We start from the raw sequence: 24,544 nt of genomic DNA on the forward strand, positions 1-24,544 counted from the left end.
AGAATCAAGGCCACAACCGAGGCGCAAGGGCTCCGCACATTGCCGCCCTTTATCTTGCCCTCGACCTTCCCCCTTCAGAAAGACAGCCCTGCTCCCTTCCGGCGCTGCGAAAGCCTGCGCCGAAACCCGCCAGAGCGCGCGAAAGCCGCTCACGGCGGAGGCCGCCCGGAAAGCGGGACGAACAGGCCGTTGGAGGGAGACGCGGCATCGGCCATGACAAGCCCGGCGCGGTCGTCGGCCGGCCCTTCCGGCGGCACCTGGGATACCGTGCGATCGGCGGATCGCGGCGCAGGCGAAACCGCGCCCGGCCGCACCGCGAACAGCGCAGCGCGGCGCCAAGCGAAGGGATCGGGCAGCGGCGCGGCGGCAAGCCGAGTGTCGTCCGAACCACCGGTGATCGACGCCAGCTTTGCGAGATAGGCGCGGGTCTCGACGGGCAGCGGACGACCGCGCGACAGATATTCGTCGTAGCGGCCCGGCCCCGCGTTATAGGCTGCCAGCATCGCCGTCGCGTTGCCGTAGCGGTCGTGCATCGCGCGCAGATAGGCCGCGCCCGCCATGATGTTGTCGCGCACGTCGTAGGGGTCAGCCCCAAGCCCATAGCGTGCGCGCAGGCTGGCCCATGTCGCGGGCATGATCTGCATCAGGCCCATCGCTCCGGCCGACGAAACGGCGCGGACATCGCCGTTGCTCTCGACGCGCATGACCGCCCATATCCAGCGTTCGGGGATTCCGAAGCGCCCTGCTGCGTCGGCGACATGGGCGGCATAGGGATGGCGCGCGGCCGCTCTCTCGGCGGGCGCGTCCTGCGCCCGCGCGGCGACGGGCGCAGCGCTCGGTGCGAGCAGCAGCAGGACCGCGAGCAAGGCGGCCGACACGCCCCGGCTCCGCCGCCAGCCTGCCAGCGTGCTCGCTCCGGTAAAGGGTGCGCGCGAAGCGCCGGCCGAGGGCCGCCCTTGACCTTCGCTGCGCGCGCCGGCCGGCCTGCGACCGAGCGGGACGGAGGGATGAGGCGGTCTTTCCGCGAACAGAGGGATGATCGGGGAAGGCACTGATCAGCTCCGATCGTCGCGGGGCCGGGGGCGTTTCCACGACAGCCTGAACGTCCGTCCATCATCATCGGCACGGAACAGCACCGGCCGGAACGCCGCCGGGAACAGCGGGCTGTCGATCTCCAACGCGATATAGTCGCCGGCACGTTCGCCGACCCGTTTCCACGCGCCGCCGACCTCGGGGCCATCCTCGTCGTCGAGGTGGACGCGGTAGTCGGGCGCATTTTCGGCGTCGCTCGGATCGAGCGCGACAAGCACGATCGCCTCGTTGATACCGAATAGTCGGACGCGGCCGGCATAGCCGTCGGCGGTGGATTCAAAGATATTGGTTTGCATGGCCGATCTCCTTGGCTTCGGGGGTGGAAGGCGATGGGGACGGCGCGCGCAGATAGAGCGGCGTCGCGCGTCCGATGACGGCGGAAGCCGGCAGCGGGCCGAAGTAGCGGCCGTCCAGACTGTCGGGATGGGCGGGATTGAGCAGCAGCAGCTCGCCCGATCGCAGCGTGCGGCACCCCTGCCAGACCGGAAGCGGACGGCCCTGGCCATCACGCGCGCGGGCGATGGCGACGCGCCGGCCATCGACGCTCACCGCATCGCCGATCCGGCATGTCCGCTGCCCGGCTTTAGCCGCGACATGCTTCAAGAGCGGCACACCCTCGGGCAGATAGCCGCGCGTCGAAAGCCAATGCGCCAGCCGTTCGGGCGGCGCGACGGCGACCAGCGCGCCGATGGCGGGATCGCGGTCGGGATGGATGCGGTAGAGGCCGATGGGCGCGCTGGCGCTGGCGTTCCAGATGGCGCGCGGGAGCGGATTGGCGACGGCGATAGCGACGAACGCCGCGGCGAAGGCGGATGCGGCGATGGCCGTCGCCATGACGTAGCGGCGGCGTGTCATCCCTCGATCTCCCGGCGCTTGAGCCAGGCGTGATGGCGCTCGATCGTGTAGAGGCGCGACGGCTGGCCGACGGCGATGCGGTTGTGGACGTGGCGCCAATGGTCGGCCGCCGCGTCGCAGGGATCGACGCCGGCCGCCTCCACCGCGTCGATCGCCGCGAGCACTTGTTGGACCTTGGGCCAGCCTTCGATCTTGAGCAGGATGTCCCCGCCCGGCCGCACGAACGGCAACGTCGTGTAGGCTTCGTTGGCCGCGACCGCGCGCACCACGTCGATGCGCGAGACGATCGTGCCGAAGTCGTTCGACGCCCAGCGGACGAAGGCGAAGACGGCGCCCGGTCGGAAGCCGACCACGCGGGTTCGGCGGGTCAGGATGCGGTCCTGGGCGACGCGGCCGAAGCGTATCCAGTGCTCCAGCTTCTTCTCGATCCAGGTCAGCTCGACATGGGTGAGGCCGTCGCGGGCGAGCGCGCTGAACGCGCCGCCGCCGCGCACGGCGGGGGGCTGATCGTCGATCATGGGAGGTCTCCGGGGATGAGGCTCGCGACGGGGGCGGTGCGAGGGCGGCGACCTGGCCGCTGCGCGAGCGTCGAGCCGGCGAGCAAGGCCGCGCTGTCCACAGCCGCGCGCGCCGTTAGCAAGAATCCGAAGGATTCTTTTCTATTAGCACCGTTAGAAGTGGTGCGATTCCGCGAGGATTTCTGCGGGTTTGCGAGGCCCGCGCGTTCTCGAAAGTCCGTGTCCGGCGTTCTTGATCGTCCGAATCCGGCTGTTCCCGATAGTCCGAACCTCATGGCCAGTTCTCCACAGGCTTGAGGCCGACGCGGCGCATGGCGGCGTCGAACGGATCGACGGGGACGGGAGCGAAGTTCAGCCGGTCGCGGCCGAGCGCATGTTCGAGCGTGAGGACGTAGCCGGGGAGCGGCTGGCGCGCGACGATGGCGCGCAGCTCGAACGCGAACCGGCGCAGCGGCGAGAGCACGCCGGATTTGAGGTAAAGGTGCGGAACGTCGAAGCTCCAGCCGCCGCTCTGCCGTCCGCCATGCTTGCGCACGATGCGGTAGAGCCAGCGTTCGAGGCCGCCCGTCAGGTCGAAATAGGCGCGGTCGATGGTCAGCACGAGCGCGCGGTCGAGCACGCCGGCATAGAACCAATCGGGCAGGATCAGCTCGATCCCGAGCGCACGGCCGTTGCCGTCCGCCAGCTCGCGCCATTCGTTGATCCACGAGAAACGATGGCGGCGGCGCTGGTGCTGCTGCCGGATCGAGGTGGCGACGGTGGTGGATTGCAGGCGGTCGAGCGCGGCCTTCAGCCGCTCGTAGCTCGCCTTGCCGGTGCCGCGCCGGGTGAACGCCAGTATCTCGTGCGGCGTCGTCACCATAAGGCGCGAGGTCGGCCGTCCGGCGTCGCGCGCCTCGATGAGCTGGCTCGCCGCCCATATCAGCACGTCGGCGTCCCAAATAGTCGCCATGCCATGCTCGGGCACGGCCTCGACCGAGATCCACGTCGCGCCCATGCGGAAGTCGATGGGCGCGGTGCGGCGGGATTTGGCGAGGCTGAAGAACGGCCAGGCCATCAAGTCCTGCGCGTCGCGGGCCGCAAGGTCGCCGGGGACCGAGCGGAACAGCTCAAGCTGCGTGCGCTCGGCGCTGGACCGGCCGGAGAGGGAGCGTGCAGTGGGCATCGGCGCTCAGCGGCGCACGCAATCGGTGGGGAGGCGCTTGGCGGGATAGACGACGCCGTTGCCCGGATCGGAGGTCGAGCGGCGGGTGCCGAGCGCGGCCCAGGAGTCGAGGTCGTCGATCGCATAGACGATCCGGCCGCCGAGCCTGCGGAACACCGGGCCGGTGCCGTAGCAGCGGTGCTTCTCCAGCGTGCGGGCCGAGAGACCGAGATGGATCGCCGCGTCGGGCGTCTTGAGATAGCGTGGCGTTGTGGCGGCGACAGGCTCGGCCATGATGATCCTCCTGATGATGGCCGGCCCCGAAAAAGGGGTCCGGCGGACAGGAGGTGATCCTGGCGAAATGACCCCGGCGCGGAGAAGGGACAGCGCCGAGGGGAGCGGCAATGTCCCCTGTCAGCCGCCGCGCAGCAGGCGGAGATAGCCGCCGTCCCGCAGCTCGACGGCTTCGGCCAGCCAGCGGCGGACGCGCTTGCGCTCCTTGCTTTCAACCCATTCGGCGGCGCTGTAGCGGCGGACCCTGCGATGGATCAGCGAGGCGGCCAGCTCGCGTTGAGTGGCGCCTGCCTGGTGGCCGTCGAGCACTTGCAGCAAGGTGACGAGGTGCAGGCGCCGGAAGGGCGGCGGGCGCCACGCTGGCGGGCCGGCCGCCATGCCGTTGAGGCGGCGGCACAGGCGCTCGACCGACGCGAGGCGTGCGAAGGGGTTAGGTCCGATCGGCAGCATCACGGCCATCGGTCCGTGACACGGACCGCACATGCAAAGATGCTCGTCGCCATCGGGATCGGCGAGGATGATATGAAGGAAGTCGCCCATCCTGATCCGCGCGCGAACGTCGCCGAGCGCTCGCATGTCGAGAGGTTGCGCGCCGATTCCGGCAAGCGCGGGCGCGAGGACGATGCTGGCCGGCGACAGGTCTGGGCGCGCGACCGCCAGCTTGCGGTCGAAGGCCGAGCCGGGGGCGGCGTGGTAGCTGATGCCCCAGCGCTGCACGAGGTTGGCGGTCGCATTGTCGGCGGAGATCGTGCCGCGTTTCACGCGGCCGAGCGCACGGCGGTAGTCGGAGCGATAGCGCACGTTGCGGCTGAGATAGCCGATGGCGATATCCGAATATTGCAGCGCGTCGTCCCCGGCCTCGTCCGGGGGCGCGCGCCAGTCCTTCTCAGGCGGCATCGAGACCCTCCCAAGCATGGCCCTCTGCGGAGCGCGTTGGAAGATTTTCTCAGTCGCGGGGGCATGGAGAAGCCCTGCCGAATGGGTGGGCGCATAGCCGATTCAAGTCAGCGATTTGGCCTGATTTCTGCGCTTTTGCGATGCTGACAGAATGGTCGTTATGAGCCAGATGGACGTAGATAATGGCGATATCCGGTCTCAGACATCCATCTCGCGCGCGCAAGATGGGAGTCGTAGACCAACTGGGCGCGTTCGGGTTCCCTCTCCGGGTCAATCCCGAAAATGATCCGCACGGCCTCGCGCCAATCGGCTTTTTCCGCTGCCGCGTCTAACAGTCGCCAGTAGGTGCGGTGATGGCGTTCGTCATACTCGGTGACGTGCGGCGCATCAGGCGCGCTGTCCTCGAAAGCAGTTATGGCCATTGCCTCGCTTCGCTTTCAGCAATTGCTCCCTGCGCCCGCAGATTGGCAGGCTATACACCATAATGGACCGAAGCAATTACACTGTCTTCGCTATGGCGGCACGATGCTGAGAGCATAATAAAGCGAACATCGACGCCCATTACTTCCTCGATTTCTCTGCCGCGCCGCGCACCAGCATGACGCCTTCGCCGCGTTCCGAATCAAGGAAGACGATGCCTGCGTCCTCCAGCGCCTTGACCACCTGATGGCGGGTATCTTCGCGCACGGGCAGGTTATTCTCGGATTCGAGACGTTTGAGCGCAGTCAACGCAACAAGGGCCTCGTCGGCAAGCATCTCCTGGGTCCAATTGAGAAGCGCGCGAGCGGCCCGCACCTGGCGGGAAGTGATCATACGCGATCACGTTCACGAGGCCGGGCCTATGCGCCATGAAAACGACTATTATAGTCGCCTTGGTATAAGGGGAACCGACAAACGCGAGCCGAGCGAACGTCCGGCGAGCGCGCCTTTTCCAGCGGCCGCGCGGACCATCGGGCCGCGCGGCCGCTGCCGATACGGGCATCCGAGTCGGCGGCGTTATGCCGGCGACAGGAAGCGAAGCCGCAGGGCCGGACGGTCCAGCCCTGCGGCAATGGGCGTCAACCTGTCTTGAGGCGTTGCATCCCTTCGGCCAGCGTCCAGAGCGCGCGGTTGAGCGTCACATTCTGGTCGATGCCGTTGATCGGTCGCGAACGGCTGCGACGGATATGGCCTTCGGCATTGCGCTTGCTGCCATGCAGCCCGCCCCGAATGATGTTCTCCTGTATCACGTTGAAGGTGGTCCACAGGCTGCTGTCCCGATCCTCGTGACGGCGCGGCTCGATGATCTGCTCGGGGGTAAGCGGGCTTTCATCATCGCCATAGCGGGCGACAAGGCTGACCTCGCCAAGCAAGCGCTGCTCATCTTCGGAAAGCCGAACCTCCTTCATCGTCTCGCTGGCGTCGATCAGCCGGGGGAAGTCCTCCGCCACGGTGTAAACGCCTTCGATGATGTCGTGCTGGATATTGCCCTTATGCGGCACGCGGACTTCCTCGAACCGCTCGCCCGCGATCATGCTGTTGGTGCAGACAAACCGCAGCATCCCGGCGAACATCTGATAGGCGCTAGTCCCGTCATGGCTGTTGACGATGATGACCTCGGCGGCCTCGGGCTTGCCGATGCCTCCGTCCCGGCGCAGCCGCAGCATATGCTTGGCGTGGCCGTGGCGGCTGCCGTCACGCGGGACCGACTGGACGGCGAAGAACGGGAACCATCCCTCTCGGCGCAGCCCCTCCACGATGTCGATGGTCGGGACATAGACATAGCGCTCCGAACGGCTGTCGTGCGCCTCGTTGGCGAAGATGGATGGGACGTGGCGATAGAGCGCCTCGTTGTCGAGCGGCTCGCGCCCGCTGATCTGATGGGCGTTGCGGCCGAACCGGGTGGCGAGGTGGTGGATGCTCATGGTCTTTCCTTCCGTGGGCTTGGGTTTCCGCGCAGCGGAGCGCCGCGCTGAAACCCTGCCCGTCGGCGAGACCGGGGGTGCAACCGGAGTGGGCGGCTTCGCGGGGAACCGGCTGCACGGAACGCGAAGCGTGGAGGAAGCTGGGCGGAAGCCGCTCCGAAGGGCGCTGGGGGCAGAGCCCCAAGCAACCGCGCCGCCCCGGCGACGCATGACGGGCCTGCGGCTCGCGGCGTTCGGGGGCGCGAGCGCGCAACGTCGCGCCGAGGAATGAACGGCGGCAGCCGTCGACTGCGAGGTTCTCAGCGCCATCCGCCGGAAGCCGGCCGGGCTATACGATCACGCATGGCCCCCGGTCGCTTTTTCGGAGGCTGGAGAAGGTGCGCCCCGCCGTGTGGCGGGGCGCCGGTGGGATCAGTCGGACACCAGCTCGTAGTCGCCAGTGGTCTCGTTCTCGAACAGCCGGAGATAGACCGGCGTGCCGCCGGGAAGGGTCAGCTTGAACGAGACGTAATCGCGCTGCTCCTTGCTGGTCTTCTTCCAGGCGGCGCCGAACTCGATGCGCTCGTCGTCGGCCGCCACGATGCGGAAGTCGGGAGCCTTGTCATTGTCCTTGCCGTCGATCGGGCGAAGCTCGACCTGCTCGCGCGTGCCGAAGAAGCGGATTTCGCCGGTGTAGCCGCGATTGGTGGTGGTGAAGATGCCGCGGATCATATCGTCAGTCCTTTCTTGCCTCGGGACCACGCCATTGCGGCCTCGATGGCTGTCGACCGGACGGGGGACGACTGACCTGCACCCGAAGGGCGGAACGAAGTGGCTGGCGGTGGCGGACGGCTTTTTTGCTTCGCGATGCAAAGCCGGCAGGGCCGGCGGCGGAAAAAAGCCGTGCGACGCCGTTGCGGGGAGGCAGGCGGACCTCGGCCAGACAAGCCTTTTCAGAGGCCGTGTGGCGGCGTGCCGAGAGCAGATGCGGGGAAGACGACGTTGCGGCATCCCTGACGCCACCTCATGTCGCGCCAAGGCGAACCGATCACATCAGAGAAGCGTGCTTTGGAGAATGAGCAGGACGACGCAGTAATAAATGACGATCCCGGTGACATCGACCAGCGTGGCGACGAACGGCGCGGTCGCGCTCGCCGGATCGAAGCCCAAGCGCGTCTGGAGCATCCGATCAGCCACCGTCGGACTGGCCCATTCGGCCAGCGCTATTCGATGAAGGCGGCGAGGTTGCGCAGCGTCGATGCCATTCCGGCCTGGTGGTCGTCGGCGCTGATACCCGGCGGCACGTTCGCGCAGAGGATGGTGACGCGGGTGCCATCGGCAACGGGCGTCAGCGTCGTCGTCACCCGCATCGTTCCGGCGAAGGCAGGATCGTCGGAAGCGAACACCACATCTTCCACGATGCGCTCGTAGGGGAGCAGCTCGACGAACTGGCCGGCGAAGCGGTCCTCCCGTTCGGAGGACTTTCCGACCACGCCGGGCGCGGGATCGTCATAGATGAAGGCCATGCGATAGCCGCCGCCAGCGCGTGCGTCGAACGACTCGATGCGCGCGTGCATCCCCTTTGGCGGCCGCCAGGACGCCACCGATTCGGCGTCGGTCATGGCCCGGAAGATGTCGCGCGGCGGAGCCAGGATCGTGCGTGAGGCCGTGTCGATTCGCGCGCTGTCCGATGCTATCGCCATGCCGGATGATTAGCGGGAAGCGGGGCCAGCCGCCAACGCATCGCGAGCCGGGCCACGCCCGGCGAGCGCATTTTTCCTGAACGCCAGAGCGGCCGCGCCCGGACAAGAGCGCGGCCGCGAATTATCCGGCCTTCACGAAGGGAAAGGCCGGAACCGCTCGCGCGGTCCCGGCCCGTCACCTATTCGGCCGCAACCGCATAATGCGGCTGACCCTCGTCCTCCGGTTCCGGCGCGATGGCGTCCGCCTCGATCCCGGTCGGCTGCGCCACGGCGTCCGCGCCGTCCTGCGCTTCGGTGTCGGGGGCCTCCGCTTCGGACGGCTGCGCGTCCGCTGCGAAATCCTCCGCCTCCACCGCCTCGGGTTCACCCTCCGGCGCGCGCAACAGGACGGGAAGCCAGCCCGTCCCGGCGACAAGCTGCTCCGCCGCGTCGGCCATGTCCGCCTTCTTCATCGGCAGGATGCGCTCGGCTGCCTCGACCGAAACGGCCTCGCTGACGGCCTGCCCGATATGGGCCTTGGTGACGCGCCCGAAATAGCTGCGGGCGGTCGCGGTCCACGTCGCGGTCATGTCGAGGTCAACGGCCTTGGCCAGTCCGTCCGCCGCCTCGATGCGGGCGGTGGAACGCTCCCAAGGCACCTTCACCGCATTGACGGTGAGCGACACGCAATGCGCCAGAAGCTCGGTGCGGCTGTCGCCGTCCAGCGCCGCGAGAAACGGCCACAGGTCCGCCGTATCGTCGGGAAGCTGCGCGCCCCATTGATCGTGCCGCGCCGCGAGCGCTTCGCCCGCGCCGCTGTCCGCGATGCCCTCGGCATGGCTGGCGATGTCTTCGCTCTTGGCGGTGATGGCGAGGCAGGACTTGCCGAACCCATGATAGAACAGGTCCAGCACCAGCGCGTGGGTGAGGGCCACCATCGCCATGTCGGGCTGCGCGCCCAACGCGAGACGGAGGCCGAGCGTCCGGTGGGCCGTGAGGTCACGAACGAGGCTGTCCGAAATGGGCTTGCCCGCGTCGGCCTCGTCCACCTCTTCTTCCTCGTCGGCGTCCTCGTCGTCCTCCACGGCTTCGCCGTCCTCCGCGATGTCATCGCCCTCGTCCTCGGTGGCAACCTCGGGCTGCGGCTCGTCCTCGGCGCGGACATAGCCGCGCTCGATCTTCACCTCGCCATTGGAGCCGAGGGAGACGAACACGCCGCCACGCTCGATGATGGCGGGATCGTAGGCCGAGCGCTTGGCGCTGATCGCGTCGATCTCGTTGCTCAACGCCTGCGCCTTCACCGCCACGTCCTCGGGCATGTCCTCGTAGGAGTCATAGCCTTCGATCAGGGCGTCGTGTGCCGCCGCCGCCTCGGACAGCCGCGCCTCGTCCTCGTCGGACAGGCCAACAGGTTGCGGATAGTAGCGCCGCATCCCATGACCGTGCGGATAGTCGATACTCGCCTCGGCCCATTTCCAGCCCTCGGCCAATATCTCCCCGGCGATCTCGCGCAACCGCTCCACGGCAAGCGTGTCGAGCAAGCCCGCATCCTCGAAGAAACCGCCGTCATCCTCGGTGAACAGGTCGCGAATGACATTGCCCCCGGCCTCGGCGTAGGCATCGGCGCCGATGAACACGGCCCGCCGGTCGCTCGCGGGCACGTTGCTCGCGGTGAGGTCGCGCCGGATGATCCACGGCTCCTTGTTCCACGACAGGTTATCGAAAACCTGCTCCTGACGGGCATGGTCGTCGGTGATGACGAACGCCGCCAACTGGTCGAGCGTCAACCCGTCCTGCCGATAGACGTCCATCAGCTTCGGGCTGACCGCGCCGAGCCGCAGCCGCCGCTTGACGATCTCGGGCGACACGCCGAACCGCGCGCCGATTTCCTCCGCGCCCCATCCCTTGTCGCGGGAAAGCTCGTGGAAGCGCTCGAACTGATCGGCCGGATGAAGCTGCTCCCGATTGTAGTTCTCATCCAAGCTCACCTCGGCCGGATCGTTCTCGGTGTCGAGCCAGCAGCGGACAAGGTGGTTCTTCCTGATCTCCTTGCGCTTGGCGCGCAGCAGATAGGCGAGCCTGCGCCCTTCGCCAGCGGTGACGAGATAGCAGCCGGTCGGCTTGCCGTTCTTCACCTCCGGCTCGACGACGAGGTTCTGATAAAGCCCCTTGGCCGCGACGGACGCGGCGAGCGCTGCAATGAACTCGTCGGTATGCGGCACCTTGCGGACGTTCTTCGGGGACTTCTTGAGCTTGTTCAGGGGGACGAACACGGTCTGACCGTCTTGCGCGCTCTGCTCGGTCGCCACGGTTTCGATGGTATTGGTCATTTCCTTACTCCTTGGGCTTAGGTTTCCGCGCAGCGGAAGCGCCGCGCTGAAACCCTGCCCGTCGGCGAGACCGGGGGTGCAAACGGAGGGACGGCTTCGCGGGGAACCGGCTGCACGGAGCGAAGCGGAGGAAGCTGGGCGGAAGACGTTCCGAAGTGCGCCAGGGGCGGAGTCCCAAGCTCCGCGCCGCTCGCGGCGCCACAAACGACGCACCCTTGCGGCGGACGGCCGGCGCGGCGGCGTGCGCGCGGGCCTGGGGGCCAGCCGTCGCCGCGCCCTCCGGCCAGAGCAAGTGTGCAAACGCGGGCAGATAAAAACGCGCGACCCCTGCGCGGCTTCAGCCGCCAGTGTGCGCTCCCTAGATCCCCGCGTGCTATCTGGGGCGTTGCGGGGTGTCCCCGCTCGAAGGGGTCCGGCGAGACCTGTCAGGGACTCGACGGTAGGGGAAGGCTTTCCCCCTCAAACCGTTTGGGATGAAGACGGAAACAGCACGATCCGCACGCTGGAAGCGCGTTGCGAAGGCTTCAGGCTGTGGCTAGAAATAAAGTGCCCCGGCGGTATGCAAAGCAGGGACCACCGGGGGATACGGGCTCCATGTAGTCGATCCTGGCGGAAAAATCGAGGAGCACGCGGCCCGCGTCATGGGATTGCAGCCGATTGGCCGCGACGGACCCCGTCAAGCGACGCCATACCTATTCTTGCCGTTGCATCGGTGCTTCCGGGAGAAAGATTGCAGCGCTAGGCATATGTGATGAGCAGCGCCTACTTAAACGCGATTCTGGCTAGGGAGGCCGTTGATACCAGCGCGTTCTCACCTGTTCGGCAGGTCCAGACAATAATCGCGCCTGTGCTTCAGCAATGGGCAAACCGTTTCTTACTGTCGATTTCTCCGAGCGGCTCGTTTGCCAAAGGCACGGCCAACCGAAGCGGCACTGACATCGACCTTTTCATTTCGCTGCACGAAGACACGCCCGAGACTTTGAAGGATATTTACGGCTCGCTCTTCAACGCCATTGCAGGCGCCGGCTATGTGCCAAAGCGGCAGAATGCGTCGATCAACGCGACGATCGGCGGCTTCGATGTCGATCTCGTCCCCGGCAAGCGGCAGTCCGCCTGGACGACGGATCACAGCCTCTACCGGCGCACGGCCGATACCTGGACGAAGACAAATGTGACGACACATATCAACACCGTCGTCATGGCGGGCCATCAGCGCGAGTCGCGGCTCCTGAAACTGTGGCGCAACCAGAAGCGGCTCGAATTCCCATCTTTCTATCTTGAGCTGACCGTGATCGCAGCCTTGAGCGGGAGGACATCGCCTGACTTGGCGGAGAATGTCGTGACGGTGCTGGAGTATCTCAGGGACAAGTTCACTGCAGCACGGGTGATCGATCCCGCCAATGGAAACAATGTCATATCGGATGATCTCACCGGCACGGAGAAGCAAGCGGTGCGGCGGTTGGCGGAAGCTGCGCTGGGCGGCAATTGGAGCGGCTTCGTGCAATGACCGAATGGTCCCTCAAAACTTTGCTGCAAAGCCTGCACGACGAGATCGAAGCGAAGCTGGGCATCGCGCGCGGCAGCTTCGGTCACGGCGGAACGAAGGGTGACGCCAGCGAAGCTGTGTGGCTGGAGCTATTGCAGGGCTATTTGCCCGAACGGTATCGCGCTGCCGGCGCACATGTGGTCGACAGCAAGGGCGCCTTCAGCCACCAGATCGATATCGTCATCTTCGATCGCCAATATTCGCCCTTTATCTTCAATTTCAAAGATCAGTTCATCGTACCGGCAGAGAGCGTCTATGCTGTGTTCGAGACCAAGCAGGCGATCAATGCGCAGCATGTCGCCTATGCGGCGGACAAGGTGGCCAGCGTTCGCGCACTCCATCGGACGAGCCTGCCGATACCGCACGCGGGCGGCATCTACGATCCGCGACCATTGCCGGCCATTATCGGCGGACTGCTCACGTTCGAGAGCGAATGGAATCCACCGCTCGGCCAGCCGCTGACCGATGCGCTCGCAGCGCTCGATGGGCAGCACCGCCTCGATATCGGATGCGTCGCAGCGCACGGAGTGTTCGGCTGCGACACGGACGGTTGCTCGCAGGCGCAGGTCGGCGTGCGAGCGGCGACGCGGTTCCTGCTCGACCTCATCTCCCGCCTTCAGGCGAGCGCGACCGTCCCGATGATCGACGTGGGCGCTTATGCCGCTTGGCTCGACTGACCGCTAAGCCGCCGGGATCGGGACCGCGATCTGATTGGCGATGGCGGTATAGAGGTCGATGTCGGCCTCGGGCGCGCGGATCGACACACACAATGCGTAGCGGGCGGAACGATCCCAGCGCTGGAGCGAAGGCTTCTCCTTCCACCATCCGCTGACGGGGAAGACTCCGATCGCGTCGCGCTCGGCGAGGGCGGCCGCGCTGCCACGCCAAATGTCGCTATGGATCGAACCGCGGTCACGGATCGTACCCAGAACCCAGGAGTCACCGCCCGCGGCAGCGCCGACAGCGCCAGCCTCTTCGTCCTGAGCCGCCTTGTTGATCCGCTGCCGGAACGCTTCCAAGCCTTCGAGCGACCGCTTCACCGCAAAGCGGAGATTGTGCGAAGCGTAGCGGTGGCGCCGCGTCCAGCCCCGTTCACCGGGATTGGGCTCAACGAAATAGGACAGGGTGATCCGCAGCTCCACATCGAGATCGCCAAGCGCAGCCAGTTCGGCGCGCGGCCAGGGCAGTCGATGCAGATTCATATCGCGTGTTTTGATCGTCGAGCCGTCCTTGCGGAATGGCAACAGGGCGTCCTCGACCATCAAAGTCGCGTCGTTGGACGCGCTCATCAGCGCCCGGCCAAGGTCAGGCACGCCCCAGCCGTAGCGGCGTAGCATGGCCAGCTTCTGAGCTTGCGAGCCGGCCGCGTCGAAGCGCTGGCGCATCGCCGGCGTCCATTCGGCGGAATGGACAATGAGCGCGCGCACCGTTTCCGGCCAGAGTGTCGGACGGGCTGCGATAACGCCGGCGGCGAGGTTCGCGCCGAGCGCGGCAGCGCCGCTAGTGTCGCCGAACGCTTCGAACAGGCGCATGTTGGGACGATAGTGGGTCGTGAGGAGTTGGAGGTCGTCGATCGCCGAGGCCGGGTTGGCACCGTCATGCGCGAAGTTGCCGCCTTCGAACACGACATCCGGACGGATCGGCCATTGCCGATCCCAGATGGCCGACGTTCGGCTTGCCGGCGAGAGGTCGCCGGCCGGGGCGACGGGCGTCCATCCGTCATAGTCGGGATGGGTGATCGTGATCTTGTCGGTGCTGGCCCCGACGACGAGCGGATTCCAAGCCTGCGCCGGGCTTTCGACCTCTTCGAGGTCGTTGCGGTCAGGATAGTCGGCCGGATTGATGTCGCCGCGAAGATTGCCCGCCGCTAGGACCATCAGGCGTCGCCTGTCACCGCCGCCATAGCAGAGCTGATCCATTGACGAGGACCAGGAGGACGGCCGGCCCCGGCGCAAGCCGACGTCGCTGGTCACGGCCATGCAGAACACGCGCCGGCGACGGGGAGCATGGTCTTCGGCACGAGCGATACCGGTGGCCGTGATCGCTCCGTAAAGTCGCGGCTCGTTCTGCCCGGTTGGCGGCAGGATCTTCACCGTTTCGAGGCGATGACCAAGTGCGACCGGCTCGCCGTGGGAAAGCGCCGCTTCGAGATCGCCATAAAGCGCGACGCCAGCCATCGACGTGCCGTGACCATTCCAGAAGGCGCTGTCGCCGACGCCCCAGTCACCGTCGTAGCTATGCTGATCGGCAGGATCGAGGCCCGGCGCGAGCAGGGGGTGGGCCTGGGTCGCTCCGCTGTCCAGTATGCAGACTGCCGGTGCCAAGGGGGGCGGCGGTGCGATCCGATCAGCCAAGTCGTTCGCCCAAGCGGCCTGATCGACCGTGCGCATTTCGAGAAAGAGGGATGGAGTGTCCTTGGCGAGACGCAGTTCAGCCACGGCGTCGGAATTGCGTATCAGCCGATCCATCGTCGCTTCATCGGCGAGCGCCAACGCGACATCGCGCTCGGGAAAGCTGATGACGTGCTCCTTGATCGCGACATCGAGCTTGGCGGCGACAGACTGGAAGATCGCGAGACCGCCATCCCGAAGCCAGACTTCCCACCACACCTGACGGCCGTCGGCGGGAAAGTGCTGCGCTTCATCGGTAAATAGCGAGCGTGCGACCGCGACCCTGATGTCGTCGATCCGAGCGATCAGGGCCTCGTTCTTGGGCTTGCCGGTGCGCGTCTCCTCATCGCGATAGGCTTCGATCTTCTTGACGAAGAAATCGGCAGCAGCTTCCGGAACGAATACAGTGGCCGAGACCATCTCGTCGCCCTCCGCCGTAGGTCGAACCGCTACCAGCTCGATAGCCTTGGGCTTATTCTCCAAGGCTTCGACTGCGGCGCGCTCGGCTACGGGGATATCGAACTCCAGATAGAAGCCTGGCTTGCCCTCGGCGACGCCGTCTTCCCGCTCTGCGAGCCGTTGGCGGCCGGCGGCGAGCGCCGTTCCGATTGCCTGTTCCAACCGTGCAGCGTGCGCGGCACGCGCCCGCGCCGGAGGGAGGCCGCTGATGACCAGGCGGGGTGACGTGTACGCCTCGCTTTGGCCGCCGCCTTCGACGTGGAAATGGGGGCGGTCGCGGGGAGGTACAGCCATCGGGCCTCGTTGCTTAGAGGATGGCCGCGCGCCGCTCCGTCAGAGCGGTCAGCAGCGTCGCGGTCGTCACGCCATCGTGGCCATCCAGCACCGCGACTTTTGCCGCCTCGTCGGCAGCTCTGGCGACTTCGGCTTGGGAGAGATGGGCGGCGGATTCGAGAACAGGCGCCCATTCGATCGGCTTGAGATCGAAGGTCGCGAGCCGGGCTTCGAGGATGCCCTGCACAACCGAGGGATCAGGAAGATCGTAGCTGATGACATCGTCGAACCGTCGATAGAGCGCCTTGTCGAGCAATTCGGGGTGATTGGTCGCGGCAACGATGAGGCTCGGGCCATCGTCATTTTCGAGAAACTGGAGGAAGGAATTGAGCACCCGGCGAATTTCCCCAACGTCGTTCGGCCCGGCCCGTTGCGCGCCGATCGCGTCGAACTCGTCGAAGAAGTATACACCGCGCTGCATGGCAACGGCGTCGAAGACAAGCCGAAGCCGTGTGGCGGTCTCGCCCATGAGCTTGCCGATCAATCCATCGTAAAGAACCGTGAAAAGGGGCAGCTTCAACTCACCGGCCAAGGCGGCGGCGGTCATTGTCTTGCCTGCGCCAGGAGGGCCGACAAGCAAGAGCTTGCGGCGCGGGGCGAGCCCCCGCGCGCGGAGCCGCTCCTGCTGGCGCTGTTCCCGAAGGACGCGCGCAAGCCGCTCATCAAGTTCGGGCTTGAGCACCATGCTGGACAGCCGGACATCGGAATAGCGGGCTTCCAGAAGCCCTGCGAGTTCGCCCTTCGGCTGCGCCAACGGCACGGGGCCGGCTCCGCGCCGCGCCACCGTCGCGCTTTTGCCCTTGGCGGCATCGACCAACTCGCGCAGTTCCTGCGCGAGCTTCCCATGACCCTGCCTCGCCTCGTGCGCGGCTAGTTGCGTCGCCACGGAGAGGAAGCGGTCCTCATCCCCGTCTATATGGCTTTGCAGCAGTGCAACGATGTGGCGCGCGGTTGTCATAGGTCAGTTCAATGTTCCGGCCTCGGGTTGGAGAACTTTTCGGGAATCTAGCGTCGGTGATTCGCTGTGTAACGCGAATTCGTACAAGGGGTCGTTACTGCCCTCTCTGCCCTTCGCCAACACAGCATTTAGCCGGCGTCGATGGTCCGCTTGGCCGGCCGCAATCCGCGGGGTCTCGATTGCCGATGACCATGCGTTTCATCCAGCCCGGAATTAGGACGCCCCCATCGGATCATCACAGCCGCGAAAGGGCGTGGTGAGTTCGGTTCGACAAGTTTTCCGCGGAAATGCAGGGGCTTCGCGTCGCGCCGCCGCCAGCGTGGTGAGTTTTGGACTTCGAGAGGCGGCGCACCAAGGCTGCTGCGACAGTCTTAACTCACTGATTTCATTGGGAGTTTTGGCGCACCCAAGAGGATTCGAACCTCTGGCCTTCGCCTTCGGAGGGCGACGCTCTATCCAGCTGAGCTATGGGTGCGTATGGCTTGGAGCCGTAAGATTTGCGCCGGGGTAGGTCAATCCGCGATCGAATCCGACAGTCCGAGCGCGGTGAGAATTTGGTGAGTTTTTTCGTCCGTCCTTTCTTCCGTCCTCCTAAACCCTCGTAAATACTGTATAAAATCGCTGCTCTCGCGTTGGACGCGAGCCTTCGGAGGGCGACACTCTATCCAGCTGAGCTACGGGTGCTTCGCGGCGGTGCCTAGCCGGTCGAACGGTCATTGGTCAACGGATTCGATGCAGGATGGTCCGACTGCTCGGTTCGCGACTGCGCCACTCTGCCGTAGCCCTTCGCACTCTATGATACTACGCAGTATGCTTACGTCATGCTTACGTGAAGCGATTTCACCAGACTGGTTCGCTGAAAAGACGCAAAAATCTATAAGAAACTCAATGGTTTACGAAGAGATTGAGCGCAATTTTGGGGCTTGACCTCTGCCTTCGGAGGGCAGCGCTCTATCCAGCTGAGCTACGGGTGCTGATAGAGCGCGGCCTCTAGCAAGCCCGCGCCTTGCCAGCAATGGCCTATCGACCGCGGCGCAGCGATGTGCAAAGCGGCGCCATGGACATCGGGGACATCGCGTGACGCCATCCGAACAAAGCTGGCCGATGGCCGCCGATCTTTATGGCGAGATGCAGCTCGAGGCGCATCCGCCCGCGCGGCGCCGCTGGCGCGACTATCTGCCCGGTATCCTCGTCACCGCCATCGCCGCGCTCGCCGCGGCGTGGCTCGCCGACCATTATGCCGCGCCGATCGTGCTGATGGGGCTGCTGATCGGCCTCGCCCTCTCCTTCCTGTCGCAGGACAAGCGCACTCACGCCGGGCTCGATCTGATGTCGCAGACCGCGCTGCGCGTCGGCATCGTGCTCGTCGGTGCGCGGATCACCGCCGAACAGCTCGCCGAGCTTGGGCCGTTGCCCTTCGCGCTGCTTGTCCTGATCATGCTCGCGGTCATCGTCGTCACCGTGGCGAGCGCGCGACTGTTCGCGCAGGACCGGCACGCCGCGCTGCTCGCGGGCGGCGCGACCGCGATCTGCGGCGCGTCGGCGGCGCTCGCGCTCTATTCGCTGATCGGCGACAAGCGCGTCGATCAGGCGCGTTTCACCCTGACCCTCGTCGGGATCACCGTTGCCAGCGCGCTCGCGATGACGCTTTATCCGGTGCTCGCGGCCGAGCTCGGCCTGACCGACGCGCAGGCGGGATTCCTGATCGGCGCGTCGATCCATGACGTCGCGCAGGCGATCGGCGGCGGCTTTTCCTTCTCGCAGCCGGCAGGCGAGGTCGCGACGATCGTCAAGCTGACGCGCGTCGCGCTGCTCGCGCCGATGCTGATGCTCGTCGCGCTCTGGCTCGGCCGCAGCGGCGAAGCGGGCGACAAGAAGCGCATTCCGCTACGCCTGCCGTGGTTCATTCTCGGTTTCCTTGGCGTAGCGGCGCTCAATTCACTGATCGCGATCCCGAAGCAAGCGCAGGATGCGGCCGCGACGGGCGCACAGGCGTTGCTGCTGCTCGCGATCGTCGCCACCGCGATGAAGGCGCGGCTGCACCTGTTGCTCGATCAGGGATGGCGCAGCTTCGCGCCGATCATCGTCGCCACGCTGACCAGCTTCCTGCTCTCGCTCGCCGCCGCGCTCAGCCTGTGACGCTGTGACGTCACGTTAAATATTGGGATTTCAGCTCTTTGGCAGTGCCCAGCTGACAGTCAGCTGCGTCGCGCGGCGCGGAATATCGAGCTTCGCCTCGCTGAAATTGACCTTTTCATTGGGCGGCAGCATCCGCACCGGCGGCTTGATCGTCCAGCTATAGACGATCGTCCCCTGCGCATCGCGCAGTTCGGCGAGGATCGGCGGCACGCGCTGTTCGCGGTCGGTCGGGTTGATGATCACCCCCGATGCGGCGAAATAGATCGTCCCGTCGGCGAGCTCGCGATGATCCTGGTTCGGCGGCAGTTCGATGACGAGGTCGGGCTCGTCGACCCCGCCCGGCAGGCCGAGGCCCTGCGCCCAGCCCGGCAAACCGAAATACATGAGTCCCGCGGTTGCAGCGAGCATCAGCGCCGCCGCGCTCGCGGCGATGATCGTCCAGCGCTTCGCGGGGTTCCGCCGCGGACGGCGGAACGGCAGGGGCGCATCATCGATCACGGGTGCGGGACGCGGGGCCGGCTCGGCCGTAAAGCTCGGCGGAGCCCGCGCGGGTGCGGGATCGGGTTCGGGAAAATCGGAATAGGTCGCGGCCGGTCGCGGCGCCGTTTCGGGAGCCGCTGCCGGCGCGGGTTCGGGCGCGATCGGAGCGGGCGCCGCGATAGCCCCTACCGGCGTCGCGGCAGGTTCCTGGAACCAGCTATGGCGGCAATTGGCGCAGCGCACGGTACGACCCGTGGGTCCGATCGCCGTATCGGGAACGACATAGCGCGTATGACAGGACGGGCAGGCAAGGATCATCGCCTCCCTCTAAACACGCTGATTCGCGGCGTTGCAAGTGTCGCGTTCCACTCCCGTCTTGTCCTCTGTGGATAGCCGTGCGAGATGCTGGCTGATGAGCGGACCAGCGCCCCTGTTCCTTGACCCGACGCTGGCGCGCCGTCGCGCGCGGGCGATGCTATGACCGACGTCTCTCCGGCGCGGCCCGGCGGCGCGATGGTCGAATTCGACGGCGTCGGCCTGCGCTATGGCCCCGATGCCGAAGTTTTGAGCGACATCAGCTTTAACCTCCAGCCCGGCAGCTTCTATTTTCTCACCGGCGCATCGGGCGCGGGCAAGACCTCGCTGCTCAAGATGCTCTATCTTGCGCAGCGGCCGAGCCGCGGGATCGTTCGCCTGTTCGGCGAGGATCTGGTCGCGATGCCGCGCCACCGCCTGCCGGGCTTTCGCCGCCGGATCGGCGTCGTGTTCCAGGACTTCCGGCTGATCCCGCACCTTTCGGCGCGCGACAATATCGCGCTGCCGCTGCGTATCGCGGGGGTCAGCGAGGAGGATCTGTCGGGTCCGGTCGGCGAAATGCTGAGCTGGATCGGGCTCGGCGACCGCGCCGATGCCCGCCCCGCAACGCTGTCCGGCGGCGAGCAACAGCGCGTCGCGATCGCCCGCGCCGTCATCGCGCGGCCGCAGCTGCTCGTCGCCGACGAACCGACGGGCAACGTCGATCCCGAAATGGCGATGCGCTTGCTGGGATTGTTCGAGGCATTGAACCGCCTCGGCACCACGGTCGTCGTCGCGACGCACGATATCCACCTGATCAGCCGCATCGAGAATGCGCAGATGATGCGGCTCGAAAAAGGGCGCCTGTCCGACCCCACCGGCGCGCTGCGCTATCCGCCGGCAAACAGGGCATGATGGTGGGCCGATGATCATCCCGCGCGTTCCCGTCCAGCATCGCCGCCTGCTCCCCGACCGCCGCCTGTCGGGCCCGACGCCGTGGGTGATCGCGATCCTGATGATGCTGACTTTGCTCGCCGCCGCCGCCGGGGTCGGGCTTGCGCGTTCGGCGAACGCCATCGGCGCCGCGATCGCCGGGCGCGTGACGGTCCAGATCGTCACCGCGAACCCGGTGACGCGCGCCGAGCAGGCCGCGGCGCTCCGCCGGGCGGCCGCCGCGCAGCCCTTCGTTCTCTCGGCACGCTCGGTCGAGCCCGAAGAATTGCAGGCGACGCTCGGCCAATGGTTCGGCGCCGCCGAGGGCGACGACCCGGTGCTGAAATCGCTCCCTCTTCCGGCGTTGGTCGACATCGACTTTGTCGGCGAGGACCGCACCGGTCCCATGCGCCAGCTGGAGGCATTGGTCGCGCGCGAGGCGCCCGGCGCACGGATCATCCCGCACGCCGAATGGCTGGGGCCGGTCGCGCGGCTGATCCGCTCGCTCGCATGGATCGCCGGCGGCATGGTGGTGCTGATGACGCTCGCCAGTGCCGCGGTGGTGATCATGACCGCGCGCGCCGCGCTCGCGACGCATTTCCCGACGATCGAGATGCTTCATATGATCGGCGCGACCGACCGCCAGATTACGCGGCTGTTCCAGCGCCGCATCGCGATCGACACCGCTTACGGCATCGCGCTCGGCACCGTCGTCGCCGCCGCGATCCTGCTCTTGATCGGCTTGCAATGGTCGGGGGTCACAGCGGGGCTTGCGGCGACCGCGTCGCTTGGCCCCGCCGGCTGGGCGCTCTTGCTGGCGCTGCCGCTATTGGCTATCGCGCTCGCAGCCCTCACCGCCCGCCAGACCCTGCTCGCGGCGCTCAAGAAGATTCTATGATCAAGCGCCTGATTTCCCTGTTGTTCCTGGCCTGGGTGCTCGGCTTCGCATGGTTCGCGCTGCTGCTGCCGCTGCCCGCCGATGCGCAAAAGACCGACGCGATCGTCGTGCTCACCGGCGGCCCGGGACGTATCGACCGCGCGCTCGAACGGCTCGAGGCGGGCGACGCCAAGCGCCTCCTCATCAGCGGCGTCGCGCGCGAGGTGAAGCCGCGCGAGCTTGCCGCCGAGTATAAACGCCCGGTTTCGCTGTTCGACTGCTGCATCGCGCTGGGGTTCGAAGCTGAGGATACCCGATCGAACGCCACCGAGGTCGCGACCTGGGTAGAGCGCCGCAAATATAAGAGCATCCGGCTGATCACCACCGACTGGCATATGCGCCGCGCCGAGTATGAAATCGGCCGCGCGGTCGGCGACAAGGTGACGATCCTGCCCGACGCGGTGCGCAGCCAGCCCAATTTCGCGACGCTGTTTCGCGAATATCATAAATATCTGGCCGGACTGGCGGGCGGGCTGCTCGGCCTGTGAGATACGCCATCGCCCTGTTCCGTTCGATCCTGTTCTGGATCGCCTTTTTCGTGATGAGCAGCATCAGCTCGATCGGCGGGGTGATCGCGCTGCCGATCTCGCACCGTGGCACGATCTTTTTCGTGCGCATCTGGGCGCAGTCGCACCGGCTCTTCTGCCGCTTCCTGCTCGGCCAGACGATCGTCGTCGAGGGCGAGATGCCCGACATCCCCGTCCTCTATGTCTTCAAGCATGAATCGGCGTTCGAAACGGTCGAGCAACCGATGCTGTTCAAGCATCCCGCGGTGTTCGCGAAAGAAGAATTATTCTCGATCCCCGTGTGGGGCCAGGCGGCGCGCTTTTACGGCTTGATTCCGGTCGACCGCGATGGCGGCGGCAAGGCGATGCGCGCGATGCTCGGTGCGGCGAAGGCCGCGCTCGCAGCAGGGCGCCCGCTCGTGCTGTTCGCCGAGGGAACACGCGTCCCGCACGGCGCAGCGCCGCCGCTCCGCCCCGGTTTTGCCGGCATGTACCGCCTGCTCGGGGTTGATGTGATCCCCGTCGCGGTGAACAGCGGGCTGGCTTTCCCGCCGCGCCGCTGGGTCAAATGGCCGGGGACGATCACCTACAAGATCGGCGAAACGATCCCCGCCGGGCTGCCGCGCGAAGACGCCGAGGCCCGCGTGCGGGTGGCGATCAATGCGCTGAACCCGCCTGAGGCGTTACTGGAAACTTGACCGTCGCCCCCGCGAAGGCGGGGGCCGCTGGCAACCTTGCGCTACATCGATAGCGGCCCCCGCCTTCGCGGGGGCGACTTGTATTTCCTAGTGCTTCCGCCCGAAATCGGGCGCCGCATCGTCCTGCCCCTGTTCGATGATCGAGCGCCGGATCGCGCGCGTGCGCGTGAACCAGTCCTCGAGCTTGTCGGCATCGCCGCGGCGGATCGCCTGCTGGAGCACGGTCAGATCCTCGTTGAAACGCTGCAAGGTCGCGAGAACGGCATCCTTGTTGGCGAGGAAGACGTCGCGCCACATCACCGGGTCGCTCGCCGCGATGCGCGTGAAGTCACGAAAGCCGCCCGCCGAATATTTGATCACTTCGCTCTCGGTAACCTCTTCGAGCTCGCTCGCGGTGCCGACGATCGTGTAAGCGATGAGGTGCGGCAAGTGGCTCGTCACCGCGAGCACCATGTCGTGATGCGCCGCATCCATGATATCGACCTTGGCGCCCAATGCCTGCCAGAAGGACGTCACTGCCGTCACGGCGTCTTCGGACGCACCCGCACCCGGCGTGACGATGCACCAGCGGCCATCGAACAAGGACGAAAAACCCGCTGCCGGGCCGCTATTCTCGGTCCCCGCGACCGGATGCGCCGGAATGACGGCATGATCGGGCAGCGCCTTCGCCAGCGCTTCGGCGACACCCGCCTTCGACGAGCCGACATCCGAAATGATCGCCTCGGGCTTCAGCCCCGGCGCGATCGCGACGGCGGCATCGGCCATCCGGCCGACCGGCACCGCCAGAATGACGAGGTCGGCGTCGGCCACCGCGACGACCGGGTCATCGACAATCGCATTGCAAAGCCCGAGCTCGCGCGCGATCTTGCGCACTTCGGCGCTGGCGTCATGGCCGGTCACCACCACCTGCGGCAGCCGCTCCCCGATCGCGCGCGCGATCGATGAGCCGATCAGGCCCAGCCCGACGATGGCGACGCGATCAATCGTCATCAGCCGTTCAGCGCGGCGCGGATCGCCGCCGCGAGCCCGCGCGTCTCGTCTTCGGTACCGATCGTCATGCGCAGCGCATTCGGCAGCCCCTGCCCCGGCAGCCAGCGGACAATATAGCCCGCCTCCATCAACCGGTTATAGACGGTCTCGGCGCTCACATCGCCTTCGAACAGCACGAGGAGGAAATTGCACGCCGACGGCACGACGCGAATGCCATGGTTGCCGAGGCTCTCGAGTTCCCCCGCCAGCCAGGCACGCCATTCGGCATTATGCTCGCGGCTGTGCGCGACGAATTCCTCGTCGCCGAGCGCCGCGACCGCCGCCGCCTGCCCCGCGCGCGTGACGTTGAACGGCAGGCGGATGCGGTGCAGCGCCGAAATCACCTCGGCGGCCGCATAGCCCCAGCCGATGCGCTCGGCGGCGAGCCCGTGGATCTTCGAGAAGGTGCGCGTGACGAACACATTGGGCTGCGTCTTCGCAAGCTCGAGCCCGCCGTCATCCTCGGCGTCGGACAGATATTCCGAATAGGCCTGATCAATCACGAACAGGATATTCTTCGGCAGTCCGGCATAGAGCCGCGCGACCTCGTCGCGCGTCGCGAGCGTGCCCGTGGGGTTGTTCGGATTGGCGAGATAGACGACGCGCGTCTTGTCGGTGACCGCGGCGAGCAGCGCGTCGACGTCGGTCGCATAGTCCTTGTCGTCGGCCTCGACCGGCACCGCGCCCACGCGCCGCGCGGCGATTTCATAGACCGCAAAACCGTAGCGGACGTATAATATCTCGTCGCCGACGCCGGCATAAGTGCCCGCCGCGAGGTGGAGCAATTCGTCGGATCCGTTGCCGCAGATGATCCGCGCCGGATCGAGTCCGAACTTCGCCGCGATCGTTTCGCGCAAGGTCGCCGAACCGGGGTCCGGATAACGCGACAGCGCATCGGGCGCCGCCTGCGCCGCAGCGAACGCCGCGCGCGCCTTTTCGCCGGTCCCGAGCGGATTTTCATTTGCGCTCAGCTTGATCAGCGGACGGCCGTCGGCGCCCGCCGACTTGCCGGGAACATAAGGGGCAATGCCGCTGATCCACGGCTTGGGCTGAAGGCTTTGGGGCGCGTCGGTCATGCCGCGCCGTTTAACGGCTATGCTGCGCGAGTCCAGTACGTTGACAGGGTGCGTGCGCCCGCTTAGCCCCG

Annotated in this window: 26 protein-coding genes and 1 tRNA gene; 7 read left to right on the plus strand and 20 right to left on the minus strand. The window is 66.4% G+C overall.

The window, feature by feature from the left end:
* Positions 1-149 precede the first annotated feature (149 nt).
* The 14 genes from J2X38_RS00165 to J2X38_RS00230 form a co-directional block, all read right to left on the minus strand.
* The gene (locus tag J2X38_RS00165) at positions 150-1,052 is read right to left on the minus strand and encodes a lytic transglycosylase domain-containing protein (RefSeq protein ID WP_026109513.1); all 903 of its coding nucleotides are present in this window, start codon (positions 1,050-1,052) and stop codon (positions 150-152) included.
* A gap of 3 nt (positions 1,053-1,055) precedes the next feature.
* Positions 1,056-1,388, minus strand: a complete 333-nt coding sequence (locus tag J2X38_RS00170; RefSeq protein ID WP_017502711.1) for a DUF736 domain-containing protein — start codon at positions 1,386-1,388, stop codon at positions 1,056-1,058.
* A complete protein-coding gene (locus J2X38_RS00175) occupies positions 1,369-1,947 on the minus strand; it encodes a S26 family signal peptidase (RefSeq protein ID WP_017502712.1) in 579 nt (192 codons plus the stop codon). Before J2X38_RS00175 ends, J2X38_RS00170 begins: the two co-directional genes overlap by 20 nt.
* On the minus strand, positions 1,944-2,465 hold the full coding sequence (locus tag J2X38_RS00180) for a DUF2840 domain-containing protein (protein ID WP_017502713.1): 522 nt from the start codon (positions 2,463-2,465) through the stop codon (positions 1,944-1,946). Before J2X38_RS00180 ends, J2X38_RS00175 begins: the two co-directional genes overlap by 4 nt.
* A gap of 271 nt (positions 2,466-2,736) precedes the next feature.
* On the minus strand, positions 2,737-3,630 hold the full coding sequence (locus tag J2X38_RS00185) for a replication initiator protein A (RefSeq protein ID WP_017502714.1): 894 nt from the start codon (positions 3,628-3,630) through the stop codon (positions 2,737-2,739).
* Between the two features lie 6 nt (positions 3,631-3,636).
* On the minus strand, positions 3,637-3,903 hold the full coding sequence (locus J2X38_RS00190) for an AlpA family transcriptional regulator (protein WP_017502715.1): 267 nt from the start codon (positions 3,901-3,903) through the stop codon (positions 3,637-3,639).
* Between the two features lie 120 nt (positions 3,904-4,023).
* Positions 4,024-4,800 (minus strand): DUF2285 domain-containing protein, encoded by a 777-nt coding sequence (locus tag J2X38_RS00195; RefSeq protein ID WP_017502716.1) that lies wholly within the window; start codon positions 4,798-4,800, stop codon positions 4,024-4,026.
* Positions 4,801-4,958: 158 nt separating this feature from the next.
* Positions 4,959-5,222 carry a hypothetical protein gene (locus J2X38_RS00200; RefSeq protein ID WP_017502717.1) on the minus strand — a complete coding sequence of 88 codons (264 nt, stop codon included), beginning with the start codon at positions 5,220-5,222 and terminating at the stop codon, positions 4,959-4,961.
* A gap of 139 nt (positions 5,223-5,361) precedes the next feature.
* Complete coding sequence (locus J2X38_RS00205; RefSeq protein WP_017502718.1) at positions 5,362-5,613, minus strand: hypothetical protein; 252 nt, start codon at positions 5,611-5,613, stop codon at positions 5,362-5,364.
* Positions 5,614-5,858: 245 nt separating this feature from the next.
* Positions 5,859-6,704: a DUF932 domain-containing protein gene (locus J2X38_RS00210; RefSeq protein WP_017502719.1), complete on the minus strand. Its 846-nt coding sequence runs from the start codon at positions 6,702-6,704 to the stop codon at positions 5,859-5,861.
* Positions 6,705-7,115: 411 nt separating this feature from the next.
* Complete coding sequence (locus tag J2X38_RS00215; RefSeq protein ID WP_017502721.1) at positions 7,116-7,415, minus strand: DUF736 domain-containing protein; 300 nt, start codon at positions 7,413-7,415, stop codon at positions 7,116-7,118.
* 321 nt (positions 7,416-7,736) lie between these two features.
* Positions 7,737-7,880 (minus strand): magnesium transporter, encoded by a 144-nt coding sequence (locus J2X38_RS00220; protein ID WP_156440760.1) that lies wholly within the window; start codon positions 7,878-7,880, stop codon positions 7,737-7,739.
* Positions 7,881-7,906: 26 nt separating this feature from the next.
* Positions 7,907-8,386, minus strand: a complete 480-nt coding sequence (locus J2X38_RS00225) for an SRPBCC family protein (protein WP_017502723.1) — start codon at positions 8,384-8,386, stop codon at positions 7,907-7,909.
* Between the two features lie 179 nt (positions 8,387-8,565).
* Complete coding sequence (locus J2X38_RS00230) at positions 8,566-10,695, minus strand: ParB/RepB/Spo0J family partition protein (protein WP_043090875.1); 2,130 nt, start codon at positions 10,693-10,695, stop codon at positions 8,566-8,568.
* A gap of 751 nt (positions 10,696-11,446) precedes the next feature.
* Between J2X38_RS00230 and J2X38_RS00235 the strand changes: the two genes are divergently transcribed.
* Together J2X38_RS00235 and J2X38_RS00240 are read left to right on the plus strand one after the other, a co-directional pair.
* Positions 11,447-12,202: a nucleotidyltransferase domain-containing protein gene (locus J2X38_RS00235; protein WP_026109030.1), complete on the plus strand. Its 756-nt coding sequence runs from the start codon at positions 11,447-11,449 to the stop codon at positions 12,200-12,202.
* Positions 12,199-12,918 carry a DUF6602 domain-containing protein gene (locus J2X38_RS00240; RefSeq protein WP_017500488.1) on the plus strand — a complete coding sequence of 240 codons (720 nt, stop codon included), beginning with the start codon at positions 12,199-12,201 and terminating at the stop codon, positions 12,916-12,918. The genes J2X38_RS00235 and J2X38_RS00240 overlap by 4 nt, the downstream gene beginning before the upstream one ends.
* 3 nt (positions 12,919-12,921) lie before the next feature.
* Here the strand turns inward: J2X38_RS00240 and J2X38_RS00245 are convergent, their stop codons facing one another.
* The 3 genes from J2X38_RS00245 to J2X38_RS00255 form a co-directional block, all read right to left on the minus strand.
* Complete coding sequence (locus J2X38_RS00245) at positions 12,922-15,384, minus strand: S8 family peptidase (RefSeq protein WP_026109029.1); 2,463 nt, start codon at positions 15,382-15,384, stop codon at positions 12,922-12,924.
* A gap of 13 nt (positions 15,385-15,397) precedes the next feature.
* The gene (locus J2X38_RS00250; RefSeq protein WP_017500486.1) at positions 15,398-16,381 is read right to left on the minus strand and encodes an AAA family ATPase; all 984 of its coding nucleotides are present in this window, start codon (positions 16,379-16,381) and stop codon (positions 15,398-15,400) included.
* A 398-nt stretch (positions 16,382-16,779) separates the two neighbouring features.
* A tRNA-Arg gene (locus J2X38_RS00255) sits at positions 16,780-16,856 on the minus strand.
* 629 nt (positions 16,857-17,485) lie between these two features.
* Between J2X38_RS00255 and J2X38_RS00260 the strand changes: the two genes are divergently transcribed.
* On the plus strand, positions 17,486-18,520 hold the full coding sequence (locus tag J2X38_RS00260; RefSeq protein WP_405053438.1) for a YeiH family protein: 1,035 nt from the start codon (positions 17,486-17,488) through the stop codon (positions 18,518-18,520).
* A gap of 30 nt (positions 18,521-18,550) precedes the next feature.
* On the opposite strand, the gene J2X38_RS00265 is transcribed toward J2X38_RS00260, so the two are convergent.
* Entirely contained in the window at positions 18,551-19,318 is a 768-nt protein-coding gene (locus tag J2X38_RS00265; protein WP_310249865.1) for a zinc-ribbon domain-containing protein, read from the minus strand.
* A gap of 159 nt (positions 19,319-19,477) precedes the next feature.
* Between J2X38_RS00265 and ftsE the strand changes: the two genes are divergently transcribed.
* From ftsE to J2X38_RS00285, 4 genes are read left to right on the plus strand one after another with little or no spacing between them, the layout of a single operon-like run.
* A complete protein-coding gene (gene ftsE / locus J2X38_RS00270; protein WP_058539318.1) occupies positions 19,478-20,209 on the plus strand; it encodes a cell division ATP-binding protein FtsE in 732 nt (243 codons plus the stop codon).
* A 10-nt stretch (positions 20,210-20,219) separates the two neighbouring features.
* Positions 20,220-21,125, plus strand: coding sequence for an ABC transporter permease (locus J2X38_RS00275; RefSeq protein WP_058539317.1), 906 nt, complete (start codon positions 20,220-20,222; stop codon positions 21,123-21,125).
* Positions 21,122-21,652, plus strand: coding sequence for a YdcF family protein (locus tag J2X38_RS00280; RefSeq protein WP_058539316.1), 531 nt, complete (start codon positions 21,122-21,124; stop codon positions 21,650-21,652). The genes J2X38_RS00275 and J2X38_RS00280 overlap by 4 nt, the downstream gene beginning before the upstream one ends.
* Positions 21,649-22,368, plus strand: a complete 720-nt coding sequence (locus J2X38_RS00285; RefSeq protein ID WP_058539315.1) for a 1-acyl-sn-glycerol-3-phosphate acyltransferase — start codon at positions 21,649-21,651, stop codon at positions 22,366-22,368. The genes J2X38_RS00280 and J2X38_RS00285 overlap by 4 nt, the downstream gene beginning before the upstream one ends.
* An 87-nt stretch (positions 22,369-22,455) precedes the next feature.
* On the opposite strand, the gene J2X38_RS00290 is transcribed toward J2X38_RS00285, so the two are convergent.
* On the minus strand, positions 22,456-23,361 hold the full coding sequence (locus J2X38_RS00290; protein WP_310252641.1) for a prephenate/arogenate dehydrogenase family protein: 906 nt from the start codon (positions 23,359-23,361) through the stop codon (positions 22,456-22,458).
* Complete coding sequence (hisC, locus tag J2X38_RS00295; RefSeq protein WP_310249875.1) at positions 23,358-24,473, minus strand: histidinol-phosphate transaminase; 1,116 nt, start codon at positions 24,471-24,473, stop codon at positions 23,358-23,360. The genes J2X38_RS00290 and hisC overlap by 4 nt, the downstream gene beginning before the upstream one ends.
* Positions 24,474-24,544: the final 71 nt, after the last annotated feature.

The sequence above is a fragment of the Sphingopyxis sp. BE235 genome, assembly GCF_031457175.1.
GTDB lineage: Bacteria > Pseudomonadota > Alphaproteobacteria > Sphingomonadales > Sphingomonadaceae > Sphingopyxis.